33 protein-coding genes and 2 pseudogenes are annotated in these 25,041 nt (G+C 38.4%); 33 read left to right on the top strand and 2 right to left on the bottom strand.

The features are described 5' to 3' along the window. The first annotated feature begins 74 nt into the window (after positions 1-74). The 26 genes from COS96_01360 to COS96_01235 all read left to right on the top strand — a co-directional run bounded on the left by COS96_01360 (position 75) and on the right by COS96_01235 (position 19,435). The gene (locus COS96_01360; GenBank protein PIU44028.1) at positions 75-692 is read left to right on the top strand and encodes a hypothetical protein; all 618 of its coding nucleotides are present in this window, start codon (positions 75-77) and stop codon (positions 690-692) included. Beyond that, a complete protein-coding gene (locus tag COS96_01355) occupies positions 689-1,234 on the top strand; it encodes a hypothetical protein (GenBank protein PIU44027.1) in 546 nt (181 codons plus the stop codon). The genes COS96_01360 and COS96_01355 overlap by 4 nt, the downstream gene beginning before the upstream one ends. Before the next feature lie 143 nt (positions 1,235-1,377). Then, on the top strand, positions 1,378-2,865 hold the full coding sequence (locus COS96_01350) for a hypothetical protein (GenBank protein PIU44026.1): 1,488 nt from the start codon (positions 1,378-1,380) through the stop codon (positions 2,863-2,865). 2 nt (positions 2,866-2,867) lie between these two features. After that, on the top strand, positions 2,868-4,205 hold the full coding sequence (locus COS96_01345) for a hypothetical protein (GenBank protein ID PIU44025.1): 1,338 nt from the start codon (positions 2,868-2,870) through the stop codon (positions 4,203-4,205). A 50-nt stretch (positions 4,206-4,255) separates the two neighbouring features. Then, positions 4,256-4,543, top strand: a complete 288-nt coding sequence (locus COS96_01340; GenBank protein ID PIU44024.1) for a hypothetical protein — start codon at positions 4,256-4,258, stop codon at positions 4,541-4,543. Positions 4,544-4,580: 37 nt separating this feature from the next. After that, positions 4,581-4,913, top strand: coding sequence for a hypothetical protein (locus COS96_01335; GenBank protein ID PIU44023.1), 333 nt, complete (start codon positions 4,581-4,583; stop codon positions 4,911-4,913). 130 nt (positions 4,914-5,043) lie between these two features. Continuing rightward, on the top strand, positions 5,044-6,267 hold the full coding sequence (locus COS96_01330; GenBank protein PIU44022.1) for an ATP-dependent helicase: 1,224 nt from the start codon (positions 5,044-5,046) through the stop codon (positions 6,265-6,267). Between the two features lie 13 nt (positions 6,268-6,280). Further along, positions 6,281-7,174: a hypothetical protein gene (locus tag COS96_01325; GenBank protein ID PIU44021.1), complete on the top strand. Its 894-nt coding sequence runs from the start codon at positions 6,281-6,283 to the stop codon at positions 7,172-7,174. A gap of 10 nt (positions 7,175-7,184) precedes the next feature. After that, positions 7,185-7,436, top strand: coding sequence for a hypothetical protein (locus COS96_01320; protein PIU44020.1), 252 nt, complete (start codon positions 7,185-7,187; stop codon positions 7,434-7,436). Positions 7,437-7,444: 8 nt separating this feature from the next. Continuing rightward, the gene (locus COS96_01315; GenBank protein ID PIU44019.1) at positions 7,445-7,813 is read left to right on the top strand and encodes a hypothetical protein; all 369 of its coding nucleotides are present in this window, start codon (positions 7,445-7,447) and stop codon (positions 7,811-7,813) included. Next, entirely contained in the window at positions 7,756-8,529 is a 774-nt protein-coding gene (locus COS96_01310) for a hypothetical protein (protein PIU44018.1), read from the top strand. Before COS96_01315 ends, COS96_01310 begins: the two co-directional genes overlap by 58 nt. Further along, positions 8,516-8,719 carry a hypothetical protein gene (locus tag COS96_01305; protein PIU44017.1) on the top strand — a complete coding sequence of 68 codons (204 nt, stop codon included), beginning with the start codon at positions 8,516-8,518 and terminating at the stop codon, positions 8,717-8,719. Before COS96_01310 ends, COS96_01305 begins: the two co-directional genes overlap by 14 nt. Then, a complete protein-coding gene (locus COS96_01300) occupies positions 8,713-9,684 on the top strand; it encodes a GTPase ObgE (GenBank protein ID PIU44016.1) in 972 nt (323 codons plus the stop codon). The genes COS96_01305 and COS96_01300 overlap by 7 nt, the downstream gene beginning before the upstream one ends. A gap of 113 nt (positions 9,685-9,797) precedes the next feature. Beyond that, positions 9,798-10,001 carry a cold-shock protein gene (locus COS96_01295; protein ID PIU44015.1) on the top strand — a complete coding sequence of 68 codons (204 nt, stop codon included), beginning with the start codon at positions 9,798-9,800 and terminating at the stop codon, positions 9,999-10,001. 90 nt (positions 10,002-10,091) lie between these two features. Next, positions 10,092-11,018: a hypothetical protein gene (locus tag COS96_01290; GenBank protein PIU44014.1), complete on the top strand. Its 927-nt coding sequence runs from the start codon at positions 10,092-10,094 to the stop codon at positions 11,016-11,018. Positions 11,019-11,050: 32 nt separating this feature from the next. Further along, complete coding sequence (atpB, locus tag COS96_01285) at positions 11,051-11,770, top strand: ATP synthase F0 subunit A (protein ID PIU44013.1); 720 nt, start codon at positions 11,051-11,053, stop codon at positions 11,768-11,770. Positions 11,771-11,875: 105 nt separating this feature from the next. Beyond that, positions 11,876-12,100 (top strand): hypothetical protein, encoded by a 225-nt coding sequence (locus COS96_01280; protein ID PIU44012.1) that lies wholly within the window; start codon positions 11,876-11,878, stop codon positions 12,098-12,100. A gap of 9 nt (positions 12,101-12,109) precedes the next feature. Further along, positions 12,110-12,601, top strand: a complete 492-nt coding sequence (gene atpF, locus COS96_01275) for an ATP synthase F0 subunit B (protein ID PIU44011.1) — start codon at positions 12,110-12,112, stop codon at positions 12,599-12,601. A 4-nt stretch (positions 12,602-12,605) separates the two neighbouring features. Further along, on the top strand, positions 12,606-12,971 hold the full coding sequence (locus COS96_01270; protein ID PIU44010.1) for a hypothetical protein: 366 nt from the start codon (positions 12,606-12,608) through the stop codon (positions 12,969-12,971). A 5-nt stretch (positions 12,972-12,976) separates the two neighbouring features. Beyond that, complete coding sequence (locus COS96_01265; GenBank protein ID PIU44009.1) at positions 12,977-14,497, top strand: F0F1 ATP synthase subunit alpha; 1,521 nt, start codon at positions 12,977-12,979, stop codon at positions 14,495-14,497. Then, positions 14,478-15,377, top strand: a complete 900-nt coding sequence (gene atpG, locus COS96_01260) for an ATP synthase F1 subunit gamma (protein PIU44008.1) — start codon at positions 14,478-14,480, stop codon at positions 15,375-15,377. The genes COS96_01265 and atpG overlap by 20 nt, the downstream gene beginning before the upstream one ends. 26 nt (positions 15,378-15,403) lie before the next feature. Then, positions 15,404-16,750, top strand: a complete 1,347-nt coding sequence (locus COS96_01255; GenBank protein PIU44007.1) for a F0F1 ATP synthase subunit beta — start codon at positions 15,404-15,406, stop codon at positions 16,748-16,750. A 15-nt stretch (positions 16,751-16,765) separates the two neighbouring features. Further along, a complete protein-coding gene (atpC, locus tag COS96_01250; protein ID PIU44006.1) occupies positions 16,766-16,999 on the top strand; it encodes an ATP synthase F1 subunit epsilon in 234 nt (77 codons plus the stop codon). Positions 17,000-17,008: 9 nt separating this feature from the next. After that, positions 17,009-18,073: a 23S rRNA (adenine(2503)-C(2))-methyltransferase RlmN gene (gene rlmN / locus COS96_01245; GenBank protein ID PIU44005.1), complete on the top strand. Its 1,065-nt coding sequence runs from the start codon at positions 17,009-17,011 to the stop codon at positions 18,071-18,073. After that, positions 18,051-18,311 (top strand): hypothetical protein, encoded by a 261-nt coding sequence (locus tag COS96_01240; protein PIU44004.1) that lies wholly within the window; start codon positions 18,051-18,053, stop codon positions 18,309-18,311. Before rlmN ends, COS96_01240 begins: the two co-directional genes overlap by 23 nt. A 32-nt stretch (positions 18,312-18,343) precedes the next feature. Further along, positions 18,344-19,435, top strand: coding sequence for a redox-regulated ATPase YchF (locus tag COS96_01235; protein ID PIU44030.1), 1,092 nt, complete (start codon positions 18,344-18,346; stop codon positions 19,433-19,435). Positions 19,436-19,482: 47 nt separating this feature from the next. Here COS96_01235 and COS96_01230 read toward each other — a convergent pair whose 3' ends face one another. Both COS96_01230 and COS96_01225 read right to left on the bottom strand, forming a co-directional pair. Then, positions 19,483-19,608: a DNA-directed RNA polymerase gene (locus COS96_01230; GenBank protein PIU44029.1), complete on the bottom strand. Its 126-nt coding sequence runs from the start codon at positions 19,606-19,608 to the stop codon at positions 19,483-19,485. Between the two features lie 54 nt (positions 19,609-19,662). Next, positions 19,663-19,788, bottom strand: a pseudogene (locus COS96_01225) (hypothetical protein). 224 nt (positions 19,789-20,012) lie between these two features. Here COS96_01225 and COS96_01220 point away from each other — a divergent pair. From COS96_01220 to COS96_01190, 7 genes and pseudogenes are all read left to right on the top strand, one after another. Beyond that, entirely contained in the window at positions 20,013-20,801 is a 789-nt protein-coding gene (locus COS96_01220) for a hypothetical protein (protein PIU44003.1), read from the top strand. A gap of 2 nt (positions 20,802-20,803) precedes the next feature. After that, positions 20,804-21,478: a DNA alkylation repair protein gene (locus COS96_01215; GenBank protein ID PIU44002.1), complete on the top strand. Its 675-nt coding sequence runs from the start codon at positions 20,804-20,806 to the stop codon at positions 21,476-21,478. Between the two features lie 13 nt (positions 21,479-21,491). Then, positions 21,492-23,225 carry a hypothetical protein gene (locus COS96_01210; protein ID PIU44001.1) on the top strand — a complete coding sequence of 578 codons (1,734 nt, stop codon included), beginning with the start codon at positions 21,492-21,494 and terminating at the stop codon, positions 23,223-23,225. Positions 23,226-23,286: 61 nt separating this feature from the next. After that, positions 23,287-23,505, top strand: coding sequence for a HicB family protein (locus COS96_01205; GenBank protein ID PIU44000.1), 219 nt, complete (start codon positions 23,287-23,289; stop codon positions 23,503-23,505). After that, a pseudogene (locus COS96_01200) lies at positions 23,505-23,695 on the top strand (addiction module toxin, HicA family). The gene COS96_01205 and the pseudogene COS96_01200 overlap by 1 nt, the downstream one beginning before the upstream one ends. 34 nt (positions 23,696-23,729) lie before the next feature. Beyond that, on the top strand, positions 23,730-24,176 hold the full coding sequence (locus tag COS96_01195; protein ID PIU43999.1) for a hypothetical protein: 447 nt from the start codon (positions 23,730-23,732) through the stop codon (positions 24,174-24,176). Between the two features lie 456 nt (positions 24,177-24,632). Further along, positions 24,633-25,041 (top strand): hypothetical protein (locus COS96_01190; protein PIU43998.1); only part of this gene is annotated, 409 nt, incomplete at its 3' end.

Genomic DNA, 25,041 nt, shown 5'->3' with positions numbered 1-25,041 from the left:
ATTTTTCTTTTTATCATACAGTGTTCGGATTCAAAGGTAAATCTACGGATTAAACATAACTAACAGTCAGTATTATGAATAATAAACCAACAAAGGGCCAATACATCGATGTTTTATTAAGATCCGCCAAAACCGTCTTTTCAGTCAAAGACGTTGTTTTGTTGTGGGGTGAAGAAGCCGAGAATGCCGTTAGAGTCAGATTGAATAACTATGTTAAAACCGGAAAATTAATAAGAATTCATCAAGGTATTTACGCTAAAGATAAAAATTACAATAGATTCGAATTGGCGACCCGTATCTATACCCCCTCTTATATCAGCTTCGAAACTGTTTTAACAAGAGCCGGAATTAATTTCCAATTTTATGGCAATATTTTTGTCGCCTCGTATGTGACCAGAGATATTGAGGCCGGAGATCAGAAGATTTCGTTTATCCGGATGAAAGATTATGTTTTGAGCAATACAGCCGGCATTGAGCATCCTGACGACATCGCTATGGCCACCAAAGAGCGCGCATTTTTGGACAGAATTTATGTAAGCAAAGATTATCATTTCGATAATTTGAATGCTTTGGATTGGAATAAGGTGTTCGAGATTTTACCTATTTACAATAATAAGCGGATGGAAAAGAAAGTTAAGCAATACTTTGATCATTACGAAAGCGATCAGCCCTCTAAACCAGAAAAAATATGAAATTAGATTACTCAAAGCATAGAAACATTTTATTGCAGATTTTAAAGGATATTTATTCCGATACTTCCATCTCTCCCCATTTGGGATTCAAGGGCGGTACAGCTGCTTTATTGTTCTATGGTTTGACTCGTGATTCTGTTGATTTGGATTTAGATTTGTTAAACGAGGGAAAAGAAACGGAAGTATTCGAGAAGATCCAAAAAATAATTACTAACTATGGAACAGTGGTAGAATCAAGAATTAAGAAATTCAATTTGTTGAATATTCTTTCGTATGCGCCCGGCGCGCAGAGAATTAAAGTCGAAATCAATCGCAGGCAGTTCAGTTCAAGATATGATTTAAAGACTTTGTTGGGTATTTCAATGTTGGTTATGGTTCAGGAAGATATGTTCGCGCATAAATTAATGGCCATGCATGAGCGGATCGGCAAGACGAGCCACGACGTTTATGACGTTTGGTTTTTTTGGAGAATCACTGGAAAATTAATAAAGAAATTGTCGAGCAACGTTCCTGCAAGACATTTAAAGAGGTTTTGCGATTGACGGTCGAACAATTAGAGAAGTTAGACAACAGACATTTTACAGGGGTCAGACCCCACGGTGATTAGACCCCACGACGATTCTTTTCTTTCAAGGAAGAGATTTTTTTGATAGAATAAAAACATATCAATTAAATTACATAAAAAATGAAAAAATATTTTTATTTCATAATTACTATTTTTATTTGTTTATCAGTTCTCCCTTCAATAACTTTCTCTTCTACGCAAGCGGAATTGGAGGCCGAACTTAATTCTTTATTGGAGCGTTTAAATCAGGCGCAGGATTTGTTGTCTCAACAAACAACCGTCACGGGAAACACAGCTGTTGTTCCCTGTGTCTACACTTATAATGATTGGGAACCATGCGTCAGTTCGGGAATACAAACAAGAGAGTATAGCGAAACACCGATCAATTGCCAGCGAGTAATTGAACCTGTTGTCCAGCAAAAATGTTTTTATGTAAAGCCAATCATAACCGTTCCGGTTCCAATCAGTACCGGAACGACTAAAATTGAAGCAACCGACATTAAGCCTGTTGATACTAAAGATAGCGCTACTAAAGACACGACCATTATAACTCCTACAACTGGCGTTGAAACCAATACCGGAACCGATATTATTAAAAATACCGAAGGAGTTAAAAATATTGAAGGCGCAACAACCGTTGTCAATGTTGAGCCGTGTGTCTACGGTTATAGCGCTTGGAGCGATTGCGTTTCAGGAGTAAAAACGAGAATGATTTTATCTGAATCTCCATCGGGCTGCCGGACAAACAACCCGGTTTTATATCAAAAATGCGATTCTTCAACGATAATTCCTCAACCGACTATTTCCGTAAATGTTCTGGCGCCGGCGCCTCAATCGGTATTGATGCCGGGAGTAGTTAGTCCGTCAAATTTTAACGATAGAACGAATGAGGATTGGCAAAAATATTATTTTAATTCTGAAACTTGTTTAAATGAGAATACTTGTGGCGGTCTTGCTGATCCGGACAAAGACGGTTTGAGTAATAACGAAGAGTATCGTTTCGGCACTAATCCTAAAAGTTCTGACTCTGATCGCGACGGTTATGTTGACGCCAATGAAATACAAGATGGCCGCAATCCGTTATTGAGCGGTTCTGAAACAAAAAGCGATACAATAATTTTTGAAAGCCCTAAGGATTCAGGCGAGGTTAAAAAGGAATTGTATCAAGTTACTAATGTTGAAATGGTAAAGACAGAAGAGGGGACAAGCGCCTTGAAGATAAGTGGCAAAGCCTTACCCAATATTTATATAACTGTTTTTATATACAGCGATCCGATTGTCTTAACGATAAAAACCGATTCTAATGGCGATTGGTCTTATACTCTTGATAAACCGCTGGAAGAGGGAAATCACGAGGTCTATGTCGCAGTAGCCGACAATACCGGAAAGGTTACAGCTAAAAGCGAGCCGATTTTATTTGTGCAAACCGCTGAAGCCACTACAATATATATTCCTTCTTTAACGGGAGGTGAAAAAAAAGAAAAGGAAATTTCTCCGACAAAGGCTTGGTTTGAGGGGAATTACTTAATCTTCATCGCTATAGGGTTGGTAGGAATTTCTGTTTCGCTTTTGGCCATCGGTTTGATAAAAATGAAAAAGGCTGAATAAATATGAATAATATTTTTTCAAACGCAATTTCATTTATAAAAGAAAATTTAAGCATCACTTACTCTCTTTTTCTTGTTATTTTGATACCGGTGGCTTTTTTCATAAATAGTTATCTGATTAATTCCAATTACGAGAAAAATATAGACAAGATTATGCAAAAAAAAGCAGTGTTGGTTGAAAATACAATTAACACCTTGATCCAGAATCAGTTTTCGGATATGCCGGCCATTCAGTCCTCCATAGACCGGATTATGAATGACAACAAAGAGATTATTTCCTTATCAATCCTAAAACCGCAGGAAGGAGGAGAGGAGTTTGAAATAATAGCTTCCGGCAATAAAAATATCATCGGGCAAAAGCAGGAAGGGCAAACTCAGAATCTTCTGGCCTGGAATAATCCGGAAGGGATTGCTTTTCTTGACAGGGGAAATGATGGAAGATTTTGGGAAGTGACAAAATCCCTTTCTGATATTTCCGGCAAGAAAATAGGGCTGATTGACATGTCTTTTTCTCTTAAAGAATCAGATGCCCTCATAAACAAAACGATCAATGATTCCAATCTGATTTTAATTTTGACGATTTTGTTCGTAATTCTTCTGATAGCTAATCAGGCAAGGCTTTTGGGATATGTCCTTACTGTTACCAAACTTAAGGAAGTGGATAAAATGAAAGATATGTTCATATCAATGGCGAGCCATGAGCTTCGTTCTCCTTTGACGGCTATAAAAGGATATCTTGATTTGCTTAAGACGGAAAAAGACGCGGCAATGGCCGGCCATTATATTGAAAATATTTCATTGTCAGCTCAACGGCTCAATAATCTTGTTGAGGATGTTCTTGAAGTGTCGCGGATAGAAGGAAATAGATTGCCCATAGAGATGACTATTTTTGACCCCGGTCCGATTATTTCCCAGTCTTTGGAGGAAATGCGTTCTTCAGCTATGCAAAAAGGACTCGCCTTAAATTATGTTTCTCCGCAAACGGTTCTTCAGATTAAAGCTGACCAGGACAGATTTAAGCAGGTGTTGGTGAATCTGATAAGTAATGCCATTAAGTATACGGAAAAAGGGGCAATTAGCGTCAGCGTGGTTGTCAAAAAGGATAAATTCTTAATAACCGTTGCTGATACCGGGATTGGAATGTCTTCGGAAGACCAAGCTAATCTTTTTCAAAAATTTTATCGGATTAAAAATGATTATACGAAAAATGTCATAGGGACAGGGCTTGGTCTTTGGATAACCTTGGAGCTCATTAAGAGGATGCAGGGGAAGATTACCGTTGAAAGCATTGAAGGGGTCGGTTCTCATTTCACAGTCCACCTCCCCCTCGCCTCAAAATAAAAGCGGTTTTGGGATTAGAGATTTTTTGGAAAACATGATAATGTTAATTTATGGAATCTTTAATGAAGGCTGATATTTTCTTTTTTATCTCTTCCGTGACAATGGTCGTCTTGGCGATTTTAGTTTCCGTTCTTTTGTTTTACTTAATTAAAGCCAGAAGAAATCTCCATTTGCTTTCAGAGGCGCTCAAGGGCGACTTTAAGGAATCAGAAGAATTTATTGCTGAACTCAAGGAACGTCTGGAGGGCAATATGATTTTTCGACTCTTCTTCCCCCTTGCACAGAGAAGCAGGCGGTCGGCAACGAAAAAAGATAAAGCAAAAAACAGTCATAAATGAAATAGTATTTAATAATTAAAAAACAAAATCAAAAATTATGGAAAAGAAAACAGCAAAAAGGAGTTTAGACGCGGCGAAAGTAGCTGTCCTCGGCGCCAGTATTGCCAGCTTAGCGGCAACAGCTTATTTTTTCTTCGGACCAAAAGGAAAAAAGAATCAGAAGCACGCTAAGGCGTGGGCCATCAAGATGAAGGGCGATGTTATTGAGAAACTTGAAGCGGCTCGCGAAGTAAGTGAGCCGATTTATCACGAAATTATTGATTCCGTTGCCTCAAAGTACGAGAAAGGGATGAAAGCCGGCCACGAAGAGATAAAAGAATTGGCGCAGGATCTGAAGAAACATTGGAAAACAATCTCGAAGATTATATAATTAAACTAAATATATAAATTTATGGCAAAAAGATCCACAGGAGTAGGCAAGCAGAAAAAATCTCATTCTCATAAAACTAAAAAGAGATTAGCTGTGAAAAGAGCTATGCTGGCGGCAAAGAAGAAAAAACATGTATAAAAGTTTTAATTACAATAGGGGGTCGCAGAGACCTCTCAATAGACCCTCTTCGTTTCGTAAGGGAACTTTTTCCCGTTTCGCTGAAAAAAAACAGGGAGGGGCTTTTAGGGGCGAGCATATTGATGCTTCTAAATTTATTAATAAGGCAATAATCACTGAAGAAGTTGAACGTTTTATTCCTGAACACGCCTTCAATGATTTCCAAATAGATGACCGCCTTAAGCGCGCGATTATAGCCAAGAAATATACTACGCCGACCCCCATCCAAGACAGAACCATTCCTTATATTCTCAAGGGCGCTGACGTGGTGGGAATTGCCAATACCGGGACAGGCAAGACAGGCGCTTTTATTATTCCGTTGATTAATAAAGTGTTGTCAGATAGAAATCAGAAGGTTCTTATTGTTATTCCTACCAGAGAGCTTGCTCTGCAGATAGATCAGGAGTTGAAAGAATTTTCCATGGGGATGCAGATATCTTCTGTTTGTTGCATCGGCGGAGTCGGCATCGGAAGGCAACTTTCTGACCTTTATCGTCACTATAATTTTATTATCGGAACTCCGGGGCGTTTAAAGGATATTATAAACAGAGGCAGAATAAAACTTTTTCAATTCAAAACAATCGTTCTCGATGAAGCGGACAGGATGCTTGATATGGGCTTTATCGCTGATATGCGCTCGGTAGTTTCCGCTATGCCGGCAGACCGCCACACCTTATTCTTTTCGGCAACGGTTTCTCATGAAATTGAAAAACTCATTAAAGACTTTTGTAAAGAGCCTGTCCGGATATCAGTCAAGACAGGGGATACGGCAAAGAACATTGATCAGGACGTTATCCATGTCAAAGGCGAATCAGGGAAACTTGAAACCCTCCATGGCTTGCTTAACCAGAATGATTTCAGCAAGGTGCTTGTTTTTGCCAGAACTAAGCATGGGGCGGAAAAGCTTTCCAAAGAATTGATGAATAGGGGATTTAAATCAGAATCAATTCACGGCAATAAAACGCAATCAAAGCGCCAGCGCGCTCTCGGTCTTTTCAAGCAGGGACGAATTCAGGTCTTAGTCGCCACCGACGTTGCAGCCAGAGGCCTTGATATTGCTGACATCAGCCATGTTATTAATTATGACACCCCGGCAACTTACGACGATTATGTTCATCGTATAGGAAGAACCGGTCGAGGTGACAAAAAAGGCAAAGCCCTAACCTTCATCAACTAATTAATTAAAAAATATGGAATTTTTTAAAAAAATAAAAGACAGTATTTATAACTCTGATTATTATGGCCAGCTGATTAATAAGCCGTTTTCTTATTCTTTAAAATATTACTTTTCTCTCATTCTTTTTATCTCTTTTTTGGGGATGCTTATTTTTTCTTTCACCGCTATTCCGAGTGTCAAATCATTTTTAGATAAAGCCGTTGATGAAGTATTAAAACAATATCCGGACGGTCTGGAAATCGTTATTAAGAACGGCAAGGCGTCAACAAACGTTAATGAACCTTATTTCGTCGCTATGCCTGATGAATGGCAGTCGGAATCGTTGGAGAATAATAAAGAAAATATTCTTGTTCTTGATACTAAAGATTTATTTAACATAGAAAATTTTAAAAATTATCAAACGGAGTGTCTTTTAGCCCGGGACAGTTTTATTTGTTATGACGATGACGCAACTATAAAAATGATGCCGTTGAATCAAGCTCCTGATTTTACGTTGAATAAGGGCATGATATCTTCTTTTCTTGATAAGATAACTCCTTTTTTTAAATTAATTTATCCGATAATTGTAATTGGTGCATGGTCGGTAATTTTTACCGGATACGTTTTTGTTCTTCTTTATCTTTTATTCGCCACTATCCCGATTTGGATTATCGCCAGAACTAAGAAAATTGAAATTGGATACGGAAAGGCATATCAGATGGGAATGCATTTGATGACGTTGCCGATCATTATTACATTTCTATTTAATTATATTATTGTAAAGATTATTGGTGATTTCAGCATTCCTTATTTCTTTATCATCTTGCTTCTGGTAATGGCAGTCATTAATTTGAAATCCAGTCCTGTTGTTGTCGCGCCTAAGAATTCGGAGCCACCTCTTCCTCCTCAAAATCCATCCTTAAATTAATTACACCGCTATGGTAGAAATTTTTATTATAATATCCATCGCTTCTTTAGCTGTTATAGCCGGATTTTTGTTTTTGAACAAAAGAATTAAGCCTGAAGTTGAAATTTCCAGATTGGCGACTTTCGCTTTCGTTCTGGTGCTTCTGGGGATTTTTTTCGGCGATAACCGCTTGTTCGGTTATTCGTTCATGGGAGCCGGAGTAATCCTCGCAACCATTGACCTCATCAAAAACCTGATAAACAAAAAATCATTAAAAAAATAACCAAAGGAATGCAAGGGGAATTTGATGTGGCGGTTATCGGCGGCGGACCGGCCGGAATGATGGTGGCCGGCAGAGTGGCTGAACTTGGCGCCAGAGTTGTTCTGATTGAGAAGAATTTGAATTTAGGGAGAAAACTAATGATGAGCGGTAATGGGCGCTGTAATATTTCTCAAGCGGAATTTGACGATAGGAAATTTATTGAAAAACTGGGGAAGAACGGCCAGTTTCTTTTTTCCGCTCTTTCCGTCTTCGGCCCGGAAGAAGTCGTGAGATTTTTTGAGGAAAGAGGATTAAAAACTAAAACAGAAAAAACGGCCGGATTTTTCCTGTTTCAGACAGAGCTCAAGACGTCCTTAATGTTTTATCCGGATATTTAAGTAAAAACAAAGTTAAATTATTATTAGGGGAGGAAGTTGTCGGTTTTGATGTAAAGGATGGTATAATCAGAAAAGCGTTATTGAAATCAGGAGAGATATCCGCCGGATCATTTATTTTGACTACAGGAGGAAGGTCTTATCCTGAAATGGGTTCCAACCCGTCTGTTTCGGCTATGCCGAAAGCATTGCGGGCAGACGGCAAGGGTTATGAATGGGCGGAGGAAATGGGGCATAAAATCATAAAGATTCGGCCAATTTTGACTCCGATAGAAATTCGGGAAGATTGGGTCAGAAATCTTCAGGGATTGAGTTTGGAGAATGTAAGGGTGGCTATTTTTCAGAAAAATAAAAAGCAAGATTCAAGAATTGGAGAGATATTGTTCACTCATTTTGGCTTGAGCGGACCGCTGATTCTTGATTTAAGCAAAAAAATAGGGGAGCTGTTGGAAACAGGGGAAGTGGTTTTAAAAATTGATTTTAAGCCATCTTTAGATGTTTTGGAGTTGGACAAGATATTGCAAAAAGATTTTAGGACCAATAAAAGTCTTGAGAATTATTTATCCAAACAGCTTCCGCAGAAATTGAGCGGCCCGATAATTATTTTCAGCAAGATAAATCCGGAAAAGAAATTAAACGCCATAACCAAAAAAGAAAGAGAGAAGCTCATTGGATTATTAAAAGGTTTAAAATTAACAGTTTGGCTTGCTTGGCTTTGAACAGGCGAAGGCGACAAGCGGGGGAGTGGATTTGAAAGAAATAGATTCTAAAACAATGCGGTCCGGGAAAATTGGGAATTTATTTTTCGCAGGAGAAATAATTGATTTGGACGGGCCGACAGGCGGTTATAATCTTCAAATTTGCTGGAGCACCGGATATTCCGCAGGCAACAGCGTAAATGTATGTTAATTGATGATGTAAAAATTAAAGTAAAAGCCGGACGGGGTGGCGACGGGGCAGTAGCATTTAATAATATTAAAATGCGCCTTGGTCCTACGGGCGCAGACGGCGGCAGAGGCGGGAGCGTTTACTTTGAGGGCGTTTCTGATTTAAGCGCTCTTCTTCAGTTTCGCTATAAAAAAGAATTGGAAGCTGAAAATGGGGAAAGGGGAAAGAGGTCGCTGAACGACGGCGCTGATGCCGAAGATTTGGTTTTAAAAGTGCCGGTCGGGACGGTAATCCATAATTTATTAACCGGACAGGATTCTGAAATCGTTTCCATCGGCCAGAGCTTTTTGGTCGCCAAAGGAGGGGAGGGAGGCAGGGGCAATTTTAAATTTCGTTCTTCAACTAACACCACGCCGATAGAATTTCAAGACGGAGCTATGGGACAAGAATATGAATTTAGATTAGAGCTTAAATTAATAGCTGATGTCGGCCTTATCGGCTTGCCTAATGTCGGCAAATCAAGCTTTCTGAACAGAATCACCAACGCCAAAAGCAAGGTGGCTAATTATCCCTTTACAACTCTTAATCCTAATCTTGGCGTTTATTATGAATTGATTCTGGCTGATATTCCCGGATTGATTGAGGGAGCTTCAGGCGGAAAAGGGCTTGGCTTCAAATTTTTAAGGCACATTGAAAGGACAAAAACTCTTTTCCATTTTATCTCCGCTGATTCGCCTAATCCGCTAAAGGATTATCAAGTTATCAGAAATGAGCTTGGCACTTACAATAAAGAATTATTGAATAAAGCAGAGTATGTTTTTCTGACTAAGGCTGATTTGCTCGGAGAAAAAGAGGTTATTCAAAAAATATCTCAACTGAAGGCCATAAATAAGCCGGTGATTGCGATTTCCGTCATAGATGATGAAAGCATTAAGAAGGCGGAAGAAGTCCTGCGCGAAGTCATCAAGCAAAAATACCAATCATAAAAATTTGACAGGATATTTTTAAAATGCTAACATGTTCAGGTAAGTAGTTGTCTGATAAAAAGCTCGTCGAGTTTATTTGGAAAACTAATTAATTAATTTAATTTCACAATCACATGGAAGGAGTAATCAAAAATCTCGTTAAAGAAAAAGGATTTGGATTTATTACCATTGAGGGAGAAGCGAAAGATTTGTTCTTTCACAAGAACTCTCTCGTGGCCGGATTGAGTTTTGAAGACTTGAATATCGGAGACAGAGTGTCTTTTGATAAAGCTGAATCTCCAAAAGGACCAAACGCCATAAACGTAGCTATTGCTTAATAGCCGGTTCTTTAGGCAAAATCCCGCGCATAATTGCGCGGGTTTTTGTTTTTAATCGTCAAATCAGCTAAATTTTGATAAAATAAAATAATGATTCTCAAAATTTTTTTATCATTTCTTCTCTCCATCTGCTTTATTTTCTTTATTTTTTATTATTTTCCCGTTAAAGAGGGGGCGAGCTTGCTTGAAGAAATTTACCCTTGGCAGGTTTTCCTTTCCTCTAATACTTTGGCCCAAGGAGATACATTGGCGATCAGAATAAAAACCGAAAAAGATTTTAAAGAAATTACAGCAACATTCGGCGATGAACAAGTCCCATTTTCTAAGTTACAAAATAGTGATTGGCTCGGCATTACCGGGGCAAGCGTCAAGAAGGAACCGGGAAAGTATAAGCTGTCTGTTAATTTAGGGGATGAGGTTTTTGGAAAAAATATAGCCGTTGCTGAAAGGAATTTTCCGATAACAGAATTAGCGGTGATGAAAGAATTGGAGGAAAAAGGCTATACTCCATCAAACATCTCTCAAAACATTGCCCAAAAAGACAATGTCAGTATTTATGATGTTTTTAAGATTTACACTCCGACGGCTTTTTTCAATAAGCCGTTTATTTTCCCTTTAAAAAAAATTGAGGTCGTGGGATTATTCGGGAGTATAAGGAAAAGCAACGATATAACACTTCAGCATTTGGGAGTTGACCTTGAGGCTGATGAGGATACTCCTGTCTATGCTGTGAACGACGGCAGGGTTGTGTTTTCAGAAGAGCTGATTGATTACGGGAAAACAATAATCATTGACCATGGTTTGGGAATCTATTCGCTCTATCTCCATTTGAACAAATACAAATTTACGAAAGGTCAGAATGTGAAGGAGGGAGATGTTATCGGCTTATCAGGGAATACCGGCTACTCAATAGCTCCTCATCTTCATTTTTCAATAAAAATCAGCCGTCCGGACGTCTTCTTAAGCATAGACCCTTTAAAGTTTCTCAAATCCACCCAATTCATGGATAACGAATAATAATATTGCAGAAGGGGGAGTTTTGTGGCATAATGGACGATATGGATTTAAGCGAATTGTCGTTACCGGCAAAAGAAATTTTTTCTAATAATTTTTTTACCATCACCAACACATTGGCTCTTATTTTTGTTTTAAGCGCTGTTTTGGTTTTTATTTTTTATTTGGCTTTCAGGAAAAGGGAAGAGGTTCCCAATTTTTTACAGAATTTTTTTGAGTGGATGCTGGAAAGCATAGGCGGTTTTATGGACAGCATCACTCAAGATGAAAAGAGAACAAAAGAAATTTTCCCTCTGGCGATTACCATATTTTTTTTAATCCTGATCTCCAATCTTTTTGAATTACTCCCCGGTTTAGGGGTCTTTAGTATTTCCCGCTCTCCGAGCTCGGATTTGAACTTCGGCTTAGCCCTGTCTTTTGTGGCCATGACTACAATTCATTTTCTGGCCTTGAGGAATCTGGGTTGGTTGAGATATTCGCAGAAGTTTTTGAATTTTAAAAGCGCGCCTAATTTTATCATCGGGGTTTTTGAGTTTGTTGGGGAATTTACCAAAACAATATCTTTGGCTTTTCGGCTTTTTGGCAATCTTTTTGCCGGCGAAGTGATTTTAACCTTAGCCTATTCCTCTATTCCTCTTTTAGTTCCCGTCCCCATTTTATTTTTTGAGATTTTCGTCGGTTTACTGCAGGCTTTCATTTTTTCCACTCTTCTGGTAATATTCTATGTATTAGCCTGCGATGTACTAGAATTATAATAAATAATCAATTAAATAAAATTGTTAAGTAGAAAGTAGTAAGTATTAAATAGCAAGGTTAACGCTTGTCGCTTAATACTTAATACTGAATACTTGATACTAACTATGGATGCAATTATCAATTTAGCTATCGCTGTCTGCGTCGGATTGGGAGCCGGCGGAGCGGCAATCGGAATCGGAATCATCGGCAATGCTTTGGTTAACGCCATCGGTAGAAATCCGGAAGCATCGTCAAAGGTGTTAGTTTACGCCATTTTAGCCATCACTCTTACTGAAGTTATGGCGATTTACAGTTTAGTAATGGGTTTCTTAATCAGGAGCTGGCAATAAAAAAACAATATGAGTGTTTTAGATGTCTTTGGCATAAATTGGAAAATTTTGCTTTTTCAAATCATCAATCTTTTAATTGCGCTGTTTTTGCTTAAAACATTCGCATTGAAGCCATTTTCAGAGATATTAAAAAAAAGGAGGGAGAAAATCGAGAAAGGATTGAAAGACGCTCAAGAAGCAGAGCAGATGTTGAAGGATGCTCAAGGCCGGGCCGGCGAAATAGTCAAGAAAGCAGAGGGGAAAAAAGAGCAGATATTGGAAGAGGCTGAAGAGCGAGCTAAAAAAGAACAAAGAAGAATTTTAAGCGAGGCGGAAAAAGAGAAGGGAATAATTTTAATTGAAGGGAGGGAGCAGGTTTACACAGAGCGCGAGCAGATGAAAAGAGATTTTCAGAAAGATTTTTTGAGTGTAACAGAGGCGGTGGTGGAGAAGATTTTAAAGGAGAAAATTGACGAGAAAAAAGACGGGAAAATTATTGAAGAAGCAATCTCCAATATATAAAAATATGGCTTATTTAACTAAAAAATTAGCGGAAATTTTATGGGAAGGGATGGCGGGGAAAGAAGACATAGCGGAAAAATTTTTAGCGGTATTAAAAGAGAAAAAGAAAAAACATCTTTTGAAGGAAATAGTTAAGGAATTGGAGAAGATTAAAGAATCAAAGCAAAATCAATTAATTTTAAGCCGTCCGACTAATCCAAAGATGATAGAAGCCATTAAAGCGGGAACAAAAAAATACTTTAATAACGGCGGGGATTGGAAAGTAAGGATTGACGAAGAAATTATCGGCGGATTTATAATAAAAAACAGAACACTTTTAATTGATGCGTCAGTCAAGAAAACATTAAATAAAATTTTTAACAAAATTTAATAAGTATGGATATTATAAACAGGTTAAAAGAGGAAATAGAGCGGATGGATACTCTGCCGAGAAAAGAGGATGTCGGCGAGGTGGTGGAGGTTAAAGATGGGGTTCTGAAAATCAGAGGTCTTTTGAATGCCGAGAATCAGGAAGTGATAACCATTGAAAACAATGGACAGGAAAAAAAAGGATTGATTGTGAGCGTAGAAGAGGAAAATGTAGGAGCTATTTTATTTGATAATTGTGAAAATATAAAGCAGGGGGATATCGTTAGGGGAACTAAAAAAACTTTATTTGTGCCGGTCGGCGAGGAATTTTTGGGCAGAGTAATCAATGCCATAGGAAAGCCGATTGACGGAAAGGAAAAAATTAACGCCCAAGATTTTTATCCTGCGGAGAAAATCGCTCCGTCGGTAATGGAAAGGGAGCCCATCAGCACGCCTTTGTATACTGGAATAAAAATAATTGATAGCTTGATTCCCGTCGGCAGAGGGCAGAGAGAATTGTTTCTGGGAGACAGAAGTGTGCCTAAAACAGATATAGCTCTGGACGTTATTCTGAATCAAAAAAACGAACAGAATAGGCCGATCTGCATTTACGTTGAAATCGGAGGAAGGGAAGCTAATTTATCCCAGCAAATCAAGTTCTTAAAAGAAAAAGGAGCATTGGATTATACAATCATTGTTTCTGCCTCATCTTCTTCTCCGTCTTCATTGCGTTATCTGGCTCCTTACACAGGAATGGCTATGGCGGAATATTTCCGCGACAAGGGCAAGGATGTTTTGATTATTTTTGATAATCTGACAAACCACGCTTTTTCATGGAGGGAAATATCTCTCATATTAAGAAGACCGCCGGGAAGAGAGGCTTACCCGGGAGATATTTTTTATCTTCATTCAAGGTTATTGGAAAGAGCCGGCAGATTTTCCGAGAAATGGAATAATGGATCCATCACCGCTTTGCCGATCATTGAAACGCTTGAGGGAAACATCAGCGCTTATATTCCAACCAATGTTATTTCTATTTGCGACGGCCAAATTTATTTTGACAACAATCTTTACTTGAAGGGAGACAGGCCGGGAATTAATATCGGGCTTTCGGTTTCCAGAGTCGGGTCCAGCGCCCAGACTAAGGCGATGAAGAGAGTGAGCGGAAACTTAAAGTTGGAATTGGCTCAATTCCGCGAGTTAGAAAATTTCTTGCAATTTGTTGACGAGGTGGATCCTGAAACTAAAGAGAAAATAGAGAAGGGAAGAATATTAGTCAAAGCTTTATCCCAGAAAGAACATGAACCGCTTTCTTTTGAAAAGCAGACGGTTATTATTTTTGCCGCTGTTAAGGGATTGCTGTCCAAGTTGAAAACAGAGAACGATGTCAGGAAATTTGAGAGAGACTTTTATTATGAGATTGAGCAGAAGAACCCGGGAATTTTCAGGGACATAAAAGAGAAGAAAGAATTATCGCCTGGGAATGAAGCTGAATTGGAAGTTATTATAAAGAATATTTTAGAAAGGCATGAGTTATCAGAAAATTAAGCAGAAAATAAATTTAACCGGAAATATATCCGAGATTGTCCATGCCATAGAGGTGACTTCAATTATGAAGATGAAGAAAACCCAGAAGATAGCCTTGGAATCACGGCCTTTTGCGATTAAATTTTCCGGAATTCTGGCAAGACTATTGAGATATCAGGAGGGAGGCGGTTTTGAAAGTGATTTTTTTAAGGAAGGGAAGGGAGACAGGATTTTGATGGCCGTTTTAACTTCCGACAGGGGATTTTGCGGATTTTACAATAAGAGCGTCTTGAAAATGGCTGAAGAAAAAATTAAAGAGTTCAACGGCAAACAGGAAATAGAGGTGGTTGCCATAGGGAAAAAAACAATTAATTTTTTCAAAAGAAGAAATGCCAAAGTAATAAAAGAATTTGTCCGGTTAAGCGATTTTCCTTCTATAGACCATATAAAGCCAATCAGCAATTTTTTGATCGAGCAGTTTGAAACTCAGCAATACAAAAAAATACTTTTTTTCTTCGGACATTTTGTTTCCACATTCATTTACGAGCCGAAGATGGTTGAACTGCTGCCGTCAAATCTTGAACAGCTCACTGAAGAATTGGAGAAGGTTACCGGAAAGGCGGAGATAGGGAAAGAAAAGTTTTACGATTACATTTTTGAGCCGTCGCCGGAAATTATTTTTAAAAAATTAATTCCCTTACTGATCAGATTCAGAGTTTATCATTTGGTTTTAGGGGCAAAGGCGGCCGAGTATTCAAGTCGGATGGTGGCGATGAAAAGAGCTTCTGAAAACGCTAAGGATTTATTAAGAAAATTAATATTAAAATACAATGAGGTGAGGCAAGAGCAAATTACCAGCGAGCTCTTGGAGATTACTTCGGCAAAAGAAGTTTTAATTTAAATTTAGACTAAAGAAATTTTAAATTTATGGCAAAAATAATTCAAATATTAGGACCGGTAGTAGATATTCAATTTGACGAAGAAGAGAAGCTCCCTCAGATTTTTGACGCTTTATTGGTGCAAAAAAATAAGTTGATTCTGGAAACAGAACAACATTTAGGAGGAGGAAGAGTCAGGTGCGTCGCCTTGGGATCCACCGACGGTTTGAGCAGAAGCGATGAAGTTGTTTCTTCCGGTTCTCCGGTGAAGGTTCCGACAGGAAAAGAAACATTAGGTCGGGTTTTCAATGCCATGGGAGAAGTTATTGACGGCAAAGGACCGCTTAAGTCAGGGGACTTGAAGTCCATACATAAAAAATCGCCTGCTTTTAAAGACCAAAAAACAAAAATTGAGATTTTAGAAACAGGAATTAAGGCCATAGACTTATTAATTCCCTTGCCTAAGGGTGGGAAAATAGGCCTTTTTGGCGGAGCGGGAGTAGGGAAAACGGTTATTATTCAGGAATTAATCCGTAATATCGCTCAAGTCCACAGGGGTGTCTCGGTTTTCGCCGGCATCGGAGAGAGGTCAAGGGAGGGAAATGAAATCATCAGGGAGATGGAAAAGAGCGGAGTGTTGAAAAATTGCGCTTTGGTTTTCGGACAGATGAACGAAACATCGGGAGTCAGGTTCCGTACGCCTTTTACAGGATTGACGATGGCTGAACATTTCAGAGACGTTGAGAATAAAGATGTTCTGGTTTTTATGGACAACATTTTCAGATTTATTCAGGCAGGGAACGAGGTCTCCGCTCTTTTGGGCAGAATTCCTTCCCAAACAGGATATCAGCCGACTCTCTTTTCTGAAATAGCTCAAATAGAAGAAAGAATTACTTCAACTAAGAACGGCTCATTAACCGCCATTCAAGCTGTCTTTGTTCCGGCTGACGATTTGACCGATCCGGCTGTTGTTTCCATATTTAATCATCTTGACGGAATAATTGTTCTGGCGCGTTCTTTAGCTGACAAGGGAATTTATCCGGCCATTGATGTGTTGGAAAGTTCTTCTATGATTTTAAGGCCGGAAATTGTCGGAGAGAGGCATTACACAGTGGCGAAAGAGGTGGTTAGGGTTTTGAAAAGATATAAGGAACTGGAAGACATCATTTCTATTTTAGGACTGGAAGAGTTGTCGGAAGAAGATAAGAGGATTGTCAATCGGGCCAGGAAAATTCAAAAATTTCTTTCCCAACCGCTTCACGTTGCTGAGGTCTTCAGTGGAATACCGGGGCAATATTTAAAGATAGAAGAGACAGTGGAAGATTTTGAAAAAATTGTATCAGGCAAGCTTGATGATTTAAGGGAGGAAGAGTTTTATATGAAGGGCAGAATCTAAAAGCAGAATCTAAAAATGTTTTTAAGCATATTCGCCATCAACAAAATTATTTTTCAAGGAGAGGTCTCTGCGGTTTTTTTGCCGGGGGTAGAGGGTGATTTGATGATTCTCCCTGATCATGCCCCTCTTCTTACTTTTTTGAAAAGCGGGCAAATAAGGATAGAAACAAAAGACGGCGGGAAAAACAGCTGGGAAGTGGAGAGGGGTATTTTGGAGGTTAGGGAGAACGAAGTCGCTGTCCTTATGTAATTTAAGAATATGGATTTGGAAAAATTGGAAAGCGTTTTTATAAATGAGCCGGCTTATCGCCTGAAGCAAGCTAAAAGAAGTTTGTTCGTTGATTTGATTGAGGATTGGAAGGAGGCGCTTGTCTTGCCCTTGCCTCTACGGGAAAAACTGAATGAGGATTGTCCCATCGGCATTGATGCGGAAATATTTTTTACCGAGGATAAAAATACAATTAAAATTGCGCTTAAATTAAACGACGGGGCAGTAATTGAGTCGGTTTTGATGAAGCACAAAGATAGCCGGAATACCGTCTGTGTTTTTTCGCAAGTCGGCTGTCCCTTGAATTGCTCTTTCTGCGCCACAGGGAAATTAGGCTTTAAGAGAAATCTTGCCCAATATGAAATTTTGGAGCAAGTTTTATTTTTCAGCCGTTATTTAAAAAAGGACCCGCCTGCAACGCTTCGCAAGCAAAGCGTAGCGATGCGGGCAGGAAAGGTTTCCAATATAGTTTTTATGGGGATGGGGGAGCCTTTCCTCAATTATGAAAACGTTCTTGGGGTGATAAGGATTCTGAATGGCAAAGAGGCTTTTAATATAGGTGCCCGTCACATTTCCATTTCAACTTCCGGCATAATCGAAGGAATTGAAAAATTAGCCGAGGAAAAAATTCAAGTTAATCTGGCTATTTCTCTCCACGCTCCTGACGATGAATTGCGTTCAAGGCTTATGCCCGTTAATGAAAAATCTCCTTTAGAGGGTGTTCTTAAAAGCGTTGACGATTATATTATAAAAACGAAACGCCGAGTTATGTTTGAGTATTTGCTCATAAAAGACGTGAATGATTTTGATTCCTGCGTCAATAAATTAGCGAAAATTATGAAAAGACCTCTTTGTTTTGTCAATTTGATTTCTTACAACCCGACCGGGGTTTTTGTTCCTTCTCCTTCTTGGCGGATTGAACAGTTTAAGGAGATTTTGGAAAAAGAGGGGGTCCATACCACCCGGCGCTATCGTTTCGGCCAAAATATAAAAGCCGCCTGCGGCCAGCTGGCTTCATCCGCGTTGTCTGGCGATGAAGATGATTTTGGGTTATGATCAATGGACAGGTATGTTGATAAAAGTTAGGGTATTTGCAGATTCAAACCAGACAAAAGTAGTCAAGAAAGCGGAAGACAGCTACGATGTTTGGGTAAAAGAAAAACCGATAATGGGACAGGCCAATAAGGCGGTCATAAGAGCATTAACTGATTTCTTCAAGATGCTGGAAGAAGACGGTTCAAGAATTAGAATAATCAAGGGCTTCAAAGAACCCCACAAAATAGTAAAAATTTAAAATTTAAAATTTAAAAATTTTGAAATATGTCGTTGAAAATAGGGATTGTCGGGTTGCCTAATGTCGGCAAGTCAACTTTATTCCAAGCCATTACAAAAAAACAAGTTGATAAAGCTAATTATCCTTTTTGCACCATAGACCCCAATGTTGGGGTTGTGGCCGTGCCCGACGAAAGGGTGGAGAAATTAGTTGAATTAACTAAGTCGCTTAAAAAGGTCTACGCAACGGTAGAATTTGTTGATATTGCCGGATTGGTAAAAGGGGCGAGTAAGGGGGAGGGTCTCGGTAATAAATTTTTAGCCAACATCAGGGAGGTTGACAGCGTTATTTATGTTTTAAGATGTTTCAAGAATGACAACATTATTAATGTTCAGCCGACGATAGACGTTTTAAGGGATAAAGAAATTTTGGAAACAGAGCTGGCTTTGAAGGATATGGAAATGGTTGAGAAAAGGATTCAGGGATTGGAAAAGGATGCTCGGGCAGGGAAAAAGGAAGCAATAAAAGAATTGGAGACGATGAAAAAGGCCTATGTTCTTCTTCAGGAAGGGAAGCATTTAACTTCGGCCATAGGCCGATCGTCCTCTGGACGAGATTTTTCATGGGACGATGAAGAACAAAAGATTTTGAGAAGCTACCAATTTTTAACTTTGAAGCCGAAGCTTTATCTTTTTAACGGAGTGGGGAAAGATGTTCCGGCCGAAGTTTTGGACTTGTTTAATAAAAATAAACGGGCTTATATGTTTATTGATGTTTTGACGGAATTTGAAGCCTTTGATTTAAAGCCCGAGGAAAGAGAATCTTTCGGCTTGGCGCCTAATCTGCAAATTGATAATTTAATAAAAGAATCCTATAAATTGCTGGATTTGATAACTTTTCTGACCACCGGTCCGGATGAAACGCGGGCATGGACATTAAAAAGGGGAGATAAGGCTCCTCAAGCCGGAGGCGCGATACATAGCGATTTTGAAAAGAATTTTATTAGGGCTGAAGTTATTCACTGGAAAGACTTGATTGATGTCGGCGGTTTTTCCCAAGCCAGGGAAAAAGGATTGATTCGCACCGAGGGCAAAGATTATGTCGTTAAAGATGGCGATGTCATTGAAATTAAGAGTGGAGCGTAAAACAAATCCCGCTGAAAGCGGGATTTGTCTCGATGAAGAAAGAATGACTATCTGTCGTTTCTTTTTTTCATCCAGCATTCTTTGCAGTGAACCGTAGATTCATCTTTTGGCTGGAATGGGAGTTCTGTTATTTCAGCTCCACATTCAGCGCATTTCCAGTTGCCCTGAACCATTTGTCTTGGCGCAAAGCTTCTGTTGTCTCTACTGGAATTTCTTTTTTTCGCCCAGCATTCTTTGCAAGAAATCGGTCTGTCCGGAGATGGTTCAAATGGGAGTTCTGTTATTTCAGCTCCGCAAGTAGAACATTTCCAGTTGCCGTGAATCATTGGGCGAAGATTGTTATCGAAAGCCATAGTATTTTTTTGTTTTTGTTTTTTGTTAAAGCGACCTTTTTAATTAACTCCGAAGTCGCTCTACTTAAAACAAGATACTTCGACTCGCAAGTTTTCTCTTGGGTTTATCCAAAAGTTAAAATCATTATATCTCTTTAAATTTGTAAGTCAAGTGGCGAGGGATGTTTAACTGTTGCCGACCCGATTTTGTTGAAAAGGGAGGGGAAAAGGGATAGAATTAAAAAATGTCGCAGTTTTATAATCCCAAAAGAGAATATAATATTTTTAATCCGGAAGGCAAAGCGCCTTTTCGGCTAAGCCGTTCAAAAATTGATTTGTTTTTGGAATGTCCGAGGTGCTTTTACCTTGATCTAAGAATGGGCATAAGCCGGCCGCCCGGTTTTCCTTTTACCTTGAACAGCGCCGTTGATAAGTTGTTGAAAAAAGAATTTGATATTCATCGCGCCGGCAAAACCGCTCATCCGTTGATGACCCAATACGGCCTTGACTTAGTTCCTCTTCAGCACGAAAAAATGAATGAGTGGCGCGACACAAGGGCCGGCGTTAGATATTTTCATGAGCCGACCGGATTGACGATAATGGGCGCCATTGACGATGTCTGGGTTAATCCTGAAGGAGAGTTGTCCATAGTTGATTATAAGGCGACTTCAAAAAACGGAGAAGTTTCTTTGGATGCTGAATGGCAGAGGGGCTATAAAAGGCAAATGGAAATTTATCAGTGGCTTTTCAGGAAGAACGATTTTAAGGTTTCCAATACAGGATATTTCGTCTACTGCAACGGCAATACGGACAAAGATTCGTTTGACGCTAAAATAGAATTTGATATTAAAATTATTCCTTATGAAGGAAGCGATGAGTGGGTGAACCAAGTAATTATTGACGCCCATAAGTGCCTTTCAAAAGACGCAATTCCGGTGGCAAATCAGGAATGCGATTTCTGCGCTTATAGGAAAGAAATAGGCAATATAGAAAAAATTATTGAAGAAAGAAGAGGTCAGAAAATTAAAATTTAAAAATGGAAGCTAAGAGTGTTTTGTTAAAACTTAAAAAATTTTCTAATCCTAAAAATGTTGCCGGCATGACTCGTTTTGGCATTCAGGGCAAGAAAATGTTAGGGGTTTCTATGCCGGAGTTGAGGGAGTTGGGAAAGGAAATCGGGAAGGACAGTAAATTATCTCAAGAACTTTGGGAAACAGGAATTCATGAAGCGAGGATTTTGGCAGGCATAATCGCTGAGCCGAAAATTTTTACTGAAAAACAAATGGATCGATGGATAAAGGATTTCGATTCTTGGGATGTCTGCGATCGGGTTTGTCTTAATTTATTTTGGCAGTTGCCACCGGCTTGCGAAAAGTGCGTTGAATGGAGTTCCCGCGAACGTGAATTTGAAAAAAGAGCCGGGTTTGCTTTGATGGCTGTTCTGGCCGTGAAAGATAAAAAAATAAAAAATGAACAGTTTGAAATTTTTTTTCCGATTATCATAAAGGCGTCCGATGATGAAAGGAATTTTGTCAGAAAGGCTGTTAATTGGGCGTTGAGGCAGATAGGGAAGCGGAACGCAGTTTTAAATAAAAAGGCCATTGAGGTTGCTAAGAAAATTTTGAAGAAGGAGTCAAAAACCGCCAAATGGATCGCCAACGACGCCATCAGAGAATTAACCGGCAACGCAATCCAAACCCGACTTAAATAAATAATAAAGAGTTATGGAATTTTTAAGGGAAATAAAAATTATTTGGAAATATCTGAGGGGATACAAGAAAGAAGTTTATAAGTTCGTGTTTCTTTCTTTGGCCAGTTCTATTTTCTTGGCAATAGTTCCCTACATTTACGGAAGATTAGTGGATATAACTCAAGAAGGCTTGTCAGATTTGGGCATCATTTTTGCTGTTTTAGGCCTATGGTTTTCGCTGAACATTATCGGCGTTTTGCTGAATTTAAAATCTGACCAAGGGACTACTTTTTTGGGCATAGATATTTATACTGATTTAATTTGTCTGGCGTCATGGCATGTTTCAAGATTGCCCATCAGCTTTCATAAAGCCAAGAAAATGGGCGGTATTTATTCCAAGATTGAGAGAGCGGCTCATTATATTCAAACCATCGTAGATGAAGTCTTGGCTTGGTTTTTGCCTCAAGTATTGACGGCCATCATCGGAATCGCAATTTTGTTTACGATTGAATGGAAATTGGCCCTCGGAGCAATTTTTATCGTTTTGGGCTATTTTCTGATTATTATTTACAAAACTCCCCCGATTATTAAGGCGCAAAAAAATCTCAATAAAGTTTTTGAAAGCGCTTCAGGCAACCTTCACGACTCTATTATAAATACTCAAACAATAAAGGCTTGCACAGCTGAAGAATTTCAGAAAAAGATGACGAGGGAGGATTATAAAGAGAAAGCCGGAAATGTTTTGAAGAATTTTAATCTTCTTTGGATATCTTTGGATGTATGGGAGAAAGTTTTTTATTCCATCGGGTTTATCGTTGTTTTCGGAAGCGGAATATGGTTTTTGAAAATCGACGGGATATCAGTCGGTGAATTTATAATGTTCCTCGGTTATTTGGATTTGCTTCATGAGCCATTAACGCTTCTGGGGTATGAGTGGCAGATATTCAGAACCGGAATGACTGCTATTAAAAGAGTGGAAAAGCTTTTGGAGGTTAAAAAAGAAAATTACAACGAGAAAGGAATTGTTTTGAAGGACGTTAAAGGCGAGGTTGAATTTCGAAATGTAAGTTTCGGCTACAAGAAGGGGAAAATGATTTTAGACGAGATTAATCTTGTCGCCAACCCCGGCCAAAAAATCGCTTTAATCGGCGGAAGCGGAGAAGGGAAAACAACATTAGTTGATTTGCTTTCCTTATACATTATTCCGAATAAAGGAAAGATTATGATTGACGGAACCGACATCAGGAAATTAAAGTTAAAAAATTTAAGAGATAATATTGCCTATGTCCCGCAGGATATAATTCTTTTCAACAATACCATTAAAAATAATATCAGGCTGGGTAAATTTTCCGTTTCCGATGAAAAAATAATAGAGGCGGTCAAGGCGGCCAACGCCGACCATTTTATTGAAAAGTTTCCCAAAAAATATAATCAATTCGTCGGGGAGAGGGGGATTAAGCTTTCTGCCGGACAAAGGCAGAGAATTGCCATTGCCAGAGCTTTGATCCGCGAGCCGAAGATTTTAATTCTGGACGAGGCCACTTCTTCTCTGGATGTCAGGACAGAAAAATTGGTTCAGGAAGCGCTGGATGTTCTTGTCAAAGGCAGAACCACTTTTATTATTGCTCACAGATTGAGCACAATCAGAAATGCCGATAAGATCTTGGTTCTTAAAAATGGAAGAATAGCGGAGCAGGGCAATCATCAGGAATTAATGGAAAAACAAGGCGAATATTACAAACTTTATTCCCTCCAATTCTCTGGATAAAGAAATCAAATAAGGAAATTGATAATTGACAAGGGAGGGGCTATTTATTAAAATTAAAAATATGAAACAGAAATTTACAGCTATATATAAAAAGAGAGGGAAATGGTATTTGGGATGGATAGAGGAAATTCCGGGGGTTAATACTCAAGGCAGAACCATTAAAGAAGCAAGGGAAAATCTTAGAGAAGCGCTTTTTTTAATCCTTGAAACAAATCGATTGATAGTAAAAAAAGAAATCGGCAAGGTTTTCGCCAGAGAGCAATTCACTATCTCTGTTTAATGAAAAGAGTAGATTTAATCAGACATCTTGTTAAGAATGGGTGTGTTTTTCTTAGAGAAGGCGCTAAGCATAGTGTCTTTTTTAATCCGTTGATTAAGCGATCATCTACGGTTCCCAGACACAAGGATGTGGTAATTTTTTAGCTGAAAAAATTTGTCGCGATCTCGGCGTTCAAGAAGTAAAAAAATAAAAAAAATAAAAAAAATAAATAAGATAAGTAATTTATGTGGGTTTTGCTTTCAATTTTGGCCACCTTATGCTGGGCAATTTCAGCCACGATAGATAAATTTATATTTGCTAAGTGGATTAAGCAGGCATTTATTCCAATGATATTGCTTGGTTTTTTTGGTTTGATAATAAGCGTAATAATTACCGTTTACCATGGACTTTCTTCTTTGTCTTATTTTAATATTTTTCTCGCCATTGTGGCGGGAATAGTTTACATCTTGTCCAATGGATTTTTTCTAAAAGCTTTGCAGGTTGAAGAAGTCTCAAGGATTGTCCCCTTGGCTTATCTTTCATCGTTGATTGTCCTATTTTATGCAGTAATATTTTTAGGCGAGGTTTTAACCATATATAAGTATATCGGGATTTTTTTGTTAGTCCTCGGGGCGATTTTAATTTCAATAAAAGATTTTTCTAAAATAAGATTCAGCAAGGCTTTTAAATAGACGATATTGTGCGTAATAATTTTGCCTGTAAATATAATTTTAATAAAGTACGTTTTGGATTTCACGGATTATTGGACAGTTTTTGCTTATGTGAGAATAGGGGTGGCAATCGCGACAATTCCAATCGTTTATTTTTACTTGCCGGAATTGATAAAATCTATAAAGGAGTTTGGAGCAAAAGTCATTATTGTTATGTCTATAAGCAAGGGTTTGTTCCTCTTTGGAAGTCTTTTGCTTACAATCGCTTTGTCATTTGGCTATGCCTCTTTGGTTTATAGCCTATCTTCCATTCAACCATTTTCGTTTTGTTAATAGCTGTAATATTAAGCAGATTTTTTCCCTCAATCTTAAAAGAAGAAGTTAGTAAGTCTATAGTTTTGGTAAAAATTATAGCAATCATTTCAATATTTATCGGTGCGTTTTTAATAACCTAAACAGATTTGTTATCATATAAATATGAATGGATTTAATATTTTCAAAGCAGGGGTTTTTATAACAAGAGGGAACTGGAGTGATGCAGACGATTTTGCTGATTTTTTCAAAAAAAGATTTTCAAAGATAGGTTTTGATAAAAATCTTGTAATAAAAGAAATTGATAGAACAATAGCCGAGCTTAAGGTAGAATCGGAAATAGGGCAGATGGAAGCTTTAAGAATTTTATTGTCAGAAGACATTGAAAAAATTAAAGAAAATATTGAAAAGATTAATTTTAAGGATACTGAAACTGAACTAAAAGAGAGTTTTGAAAAATTTAAAAAAATTTTACAAAAAGAGGGAATAAAATACAATAAGCCATTGTTTATTGTTGATAATTTTCCCAAACCATATGATTTTTTTGACAGGATAGGCGTGCGCGGGACAAACT

It is taken from the genome of Candidatus Nealsonbacteria bacterium CG07_land_8_20_14_0_80_39_13, from assembly GCA_002779355.1.
In the GTDB taxonomy this organism is placed as follows: domain Bacteria; phylum Patescibacteriota; class Minisyncoccia; order Minisyncoccales.
This window is presented reverse-complemented; position numbering and strand designations above follow the sequence as displayed.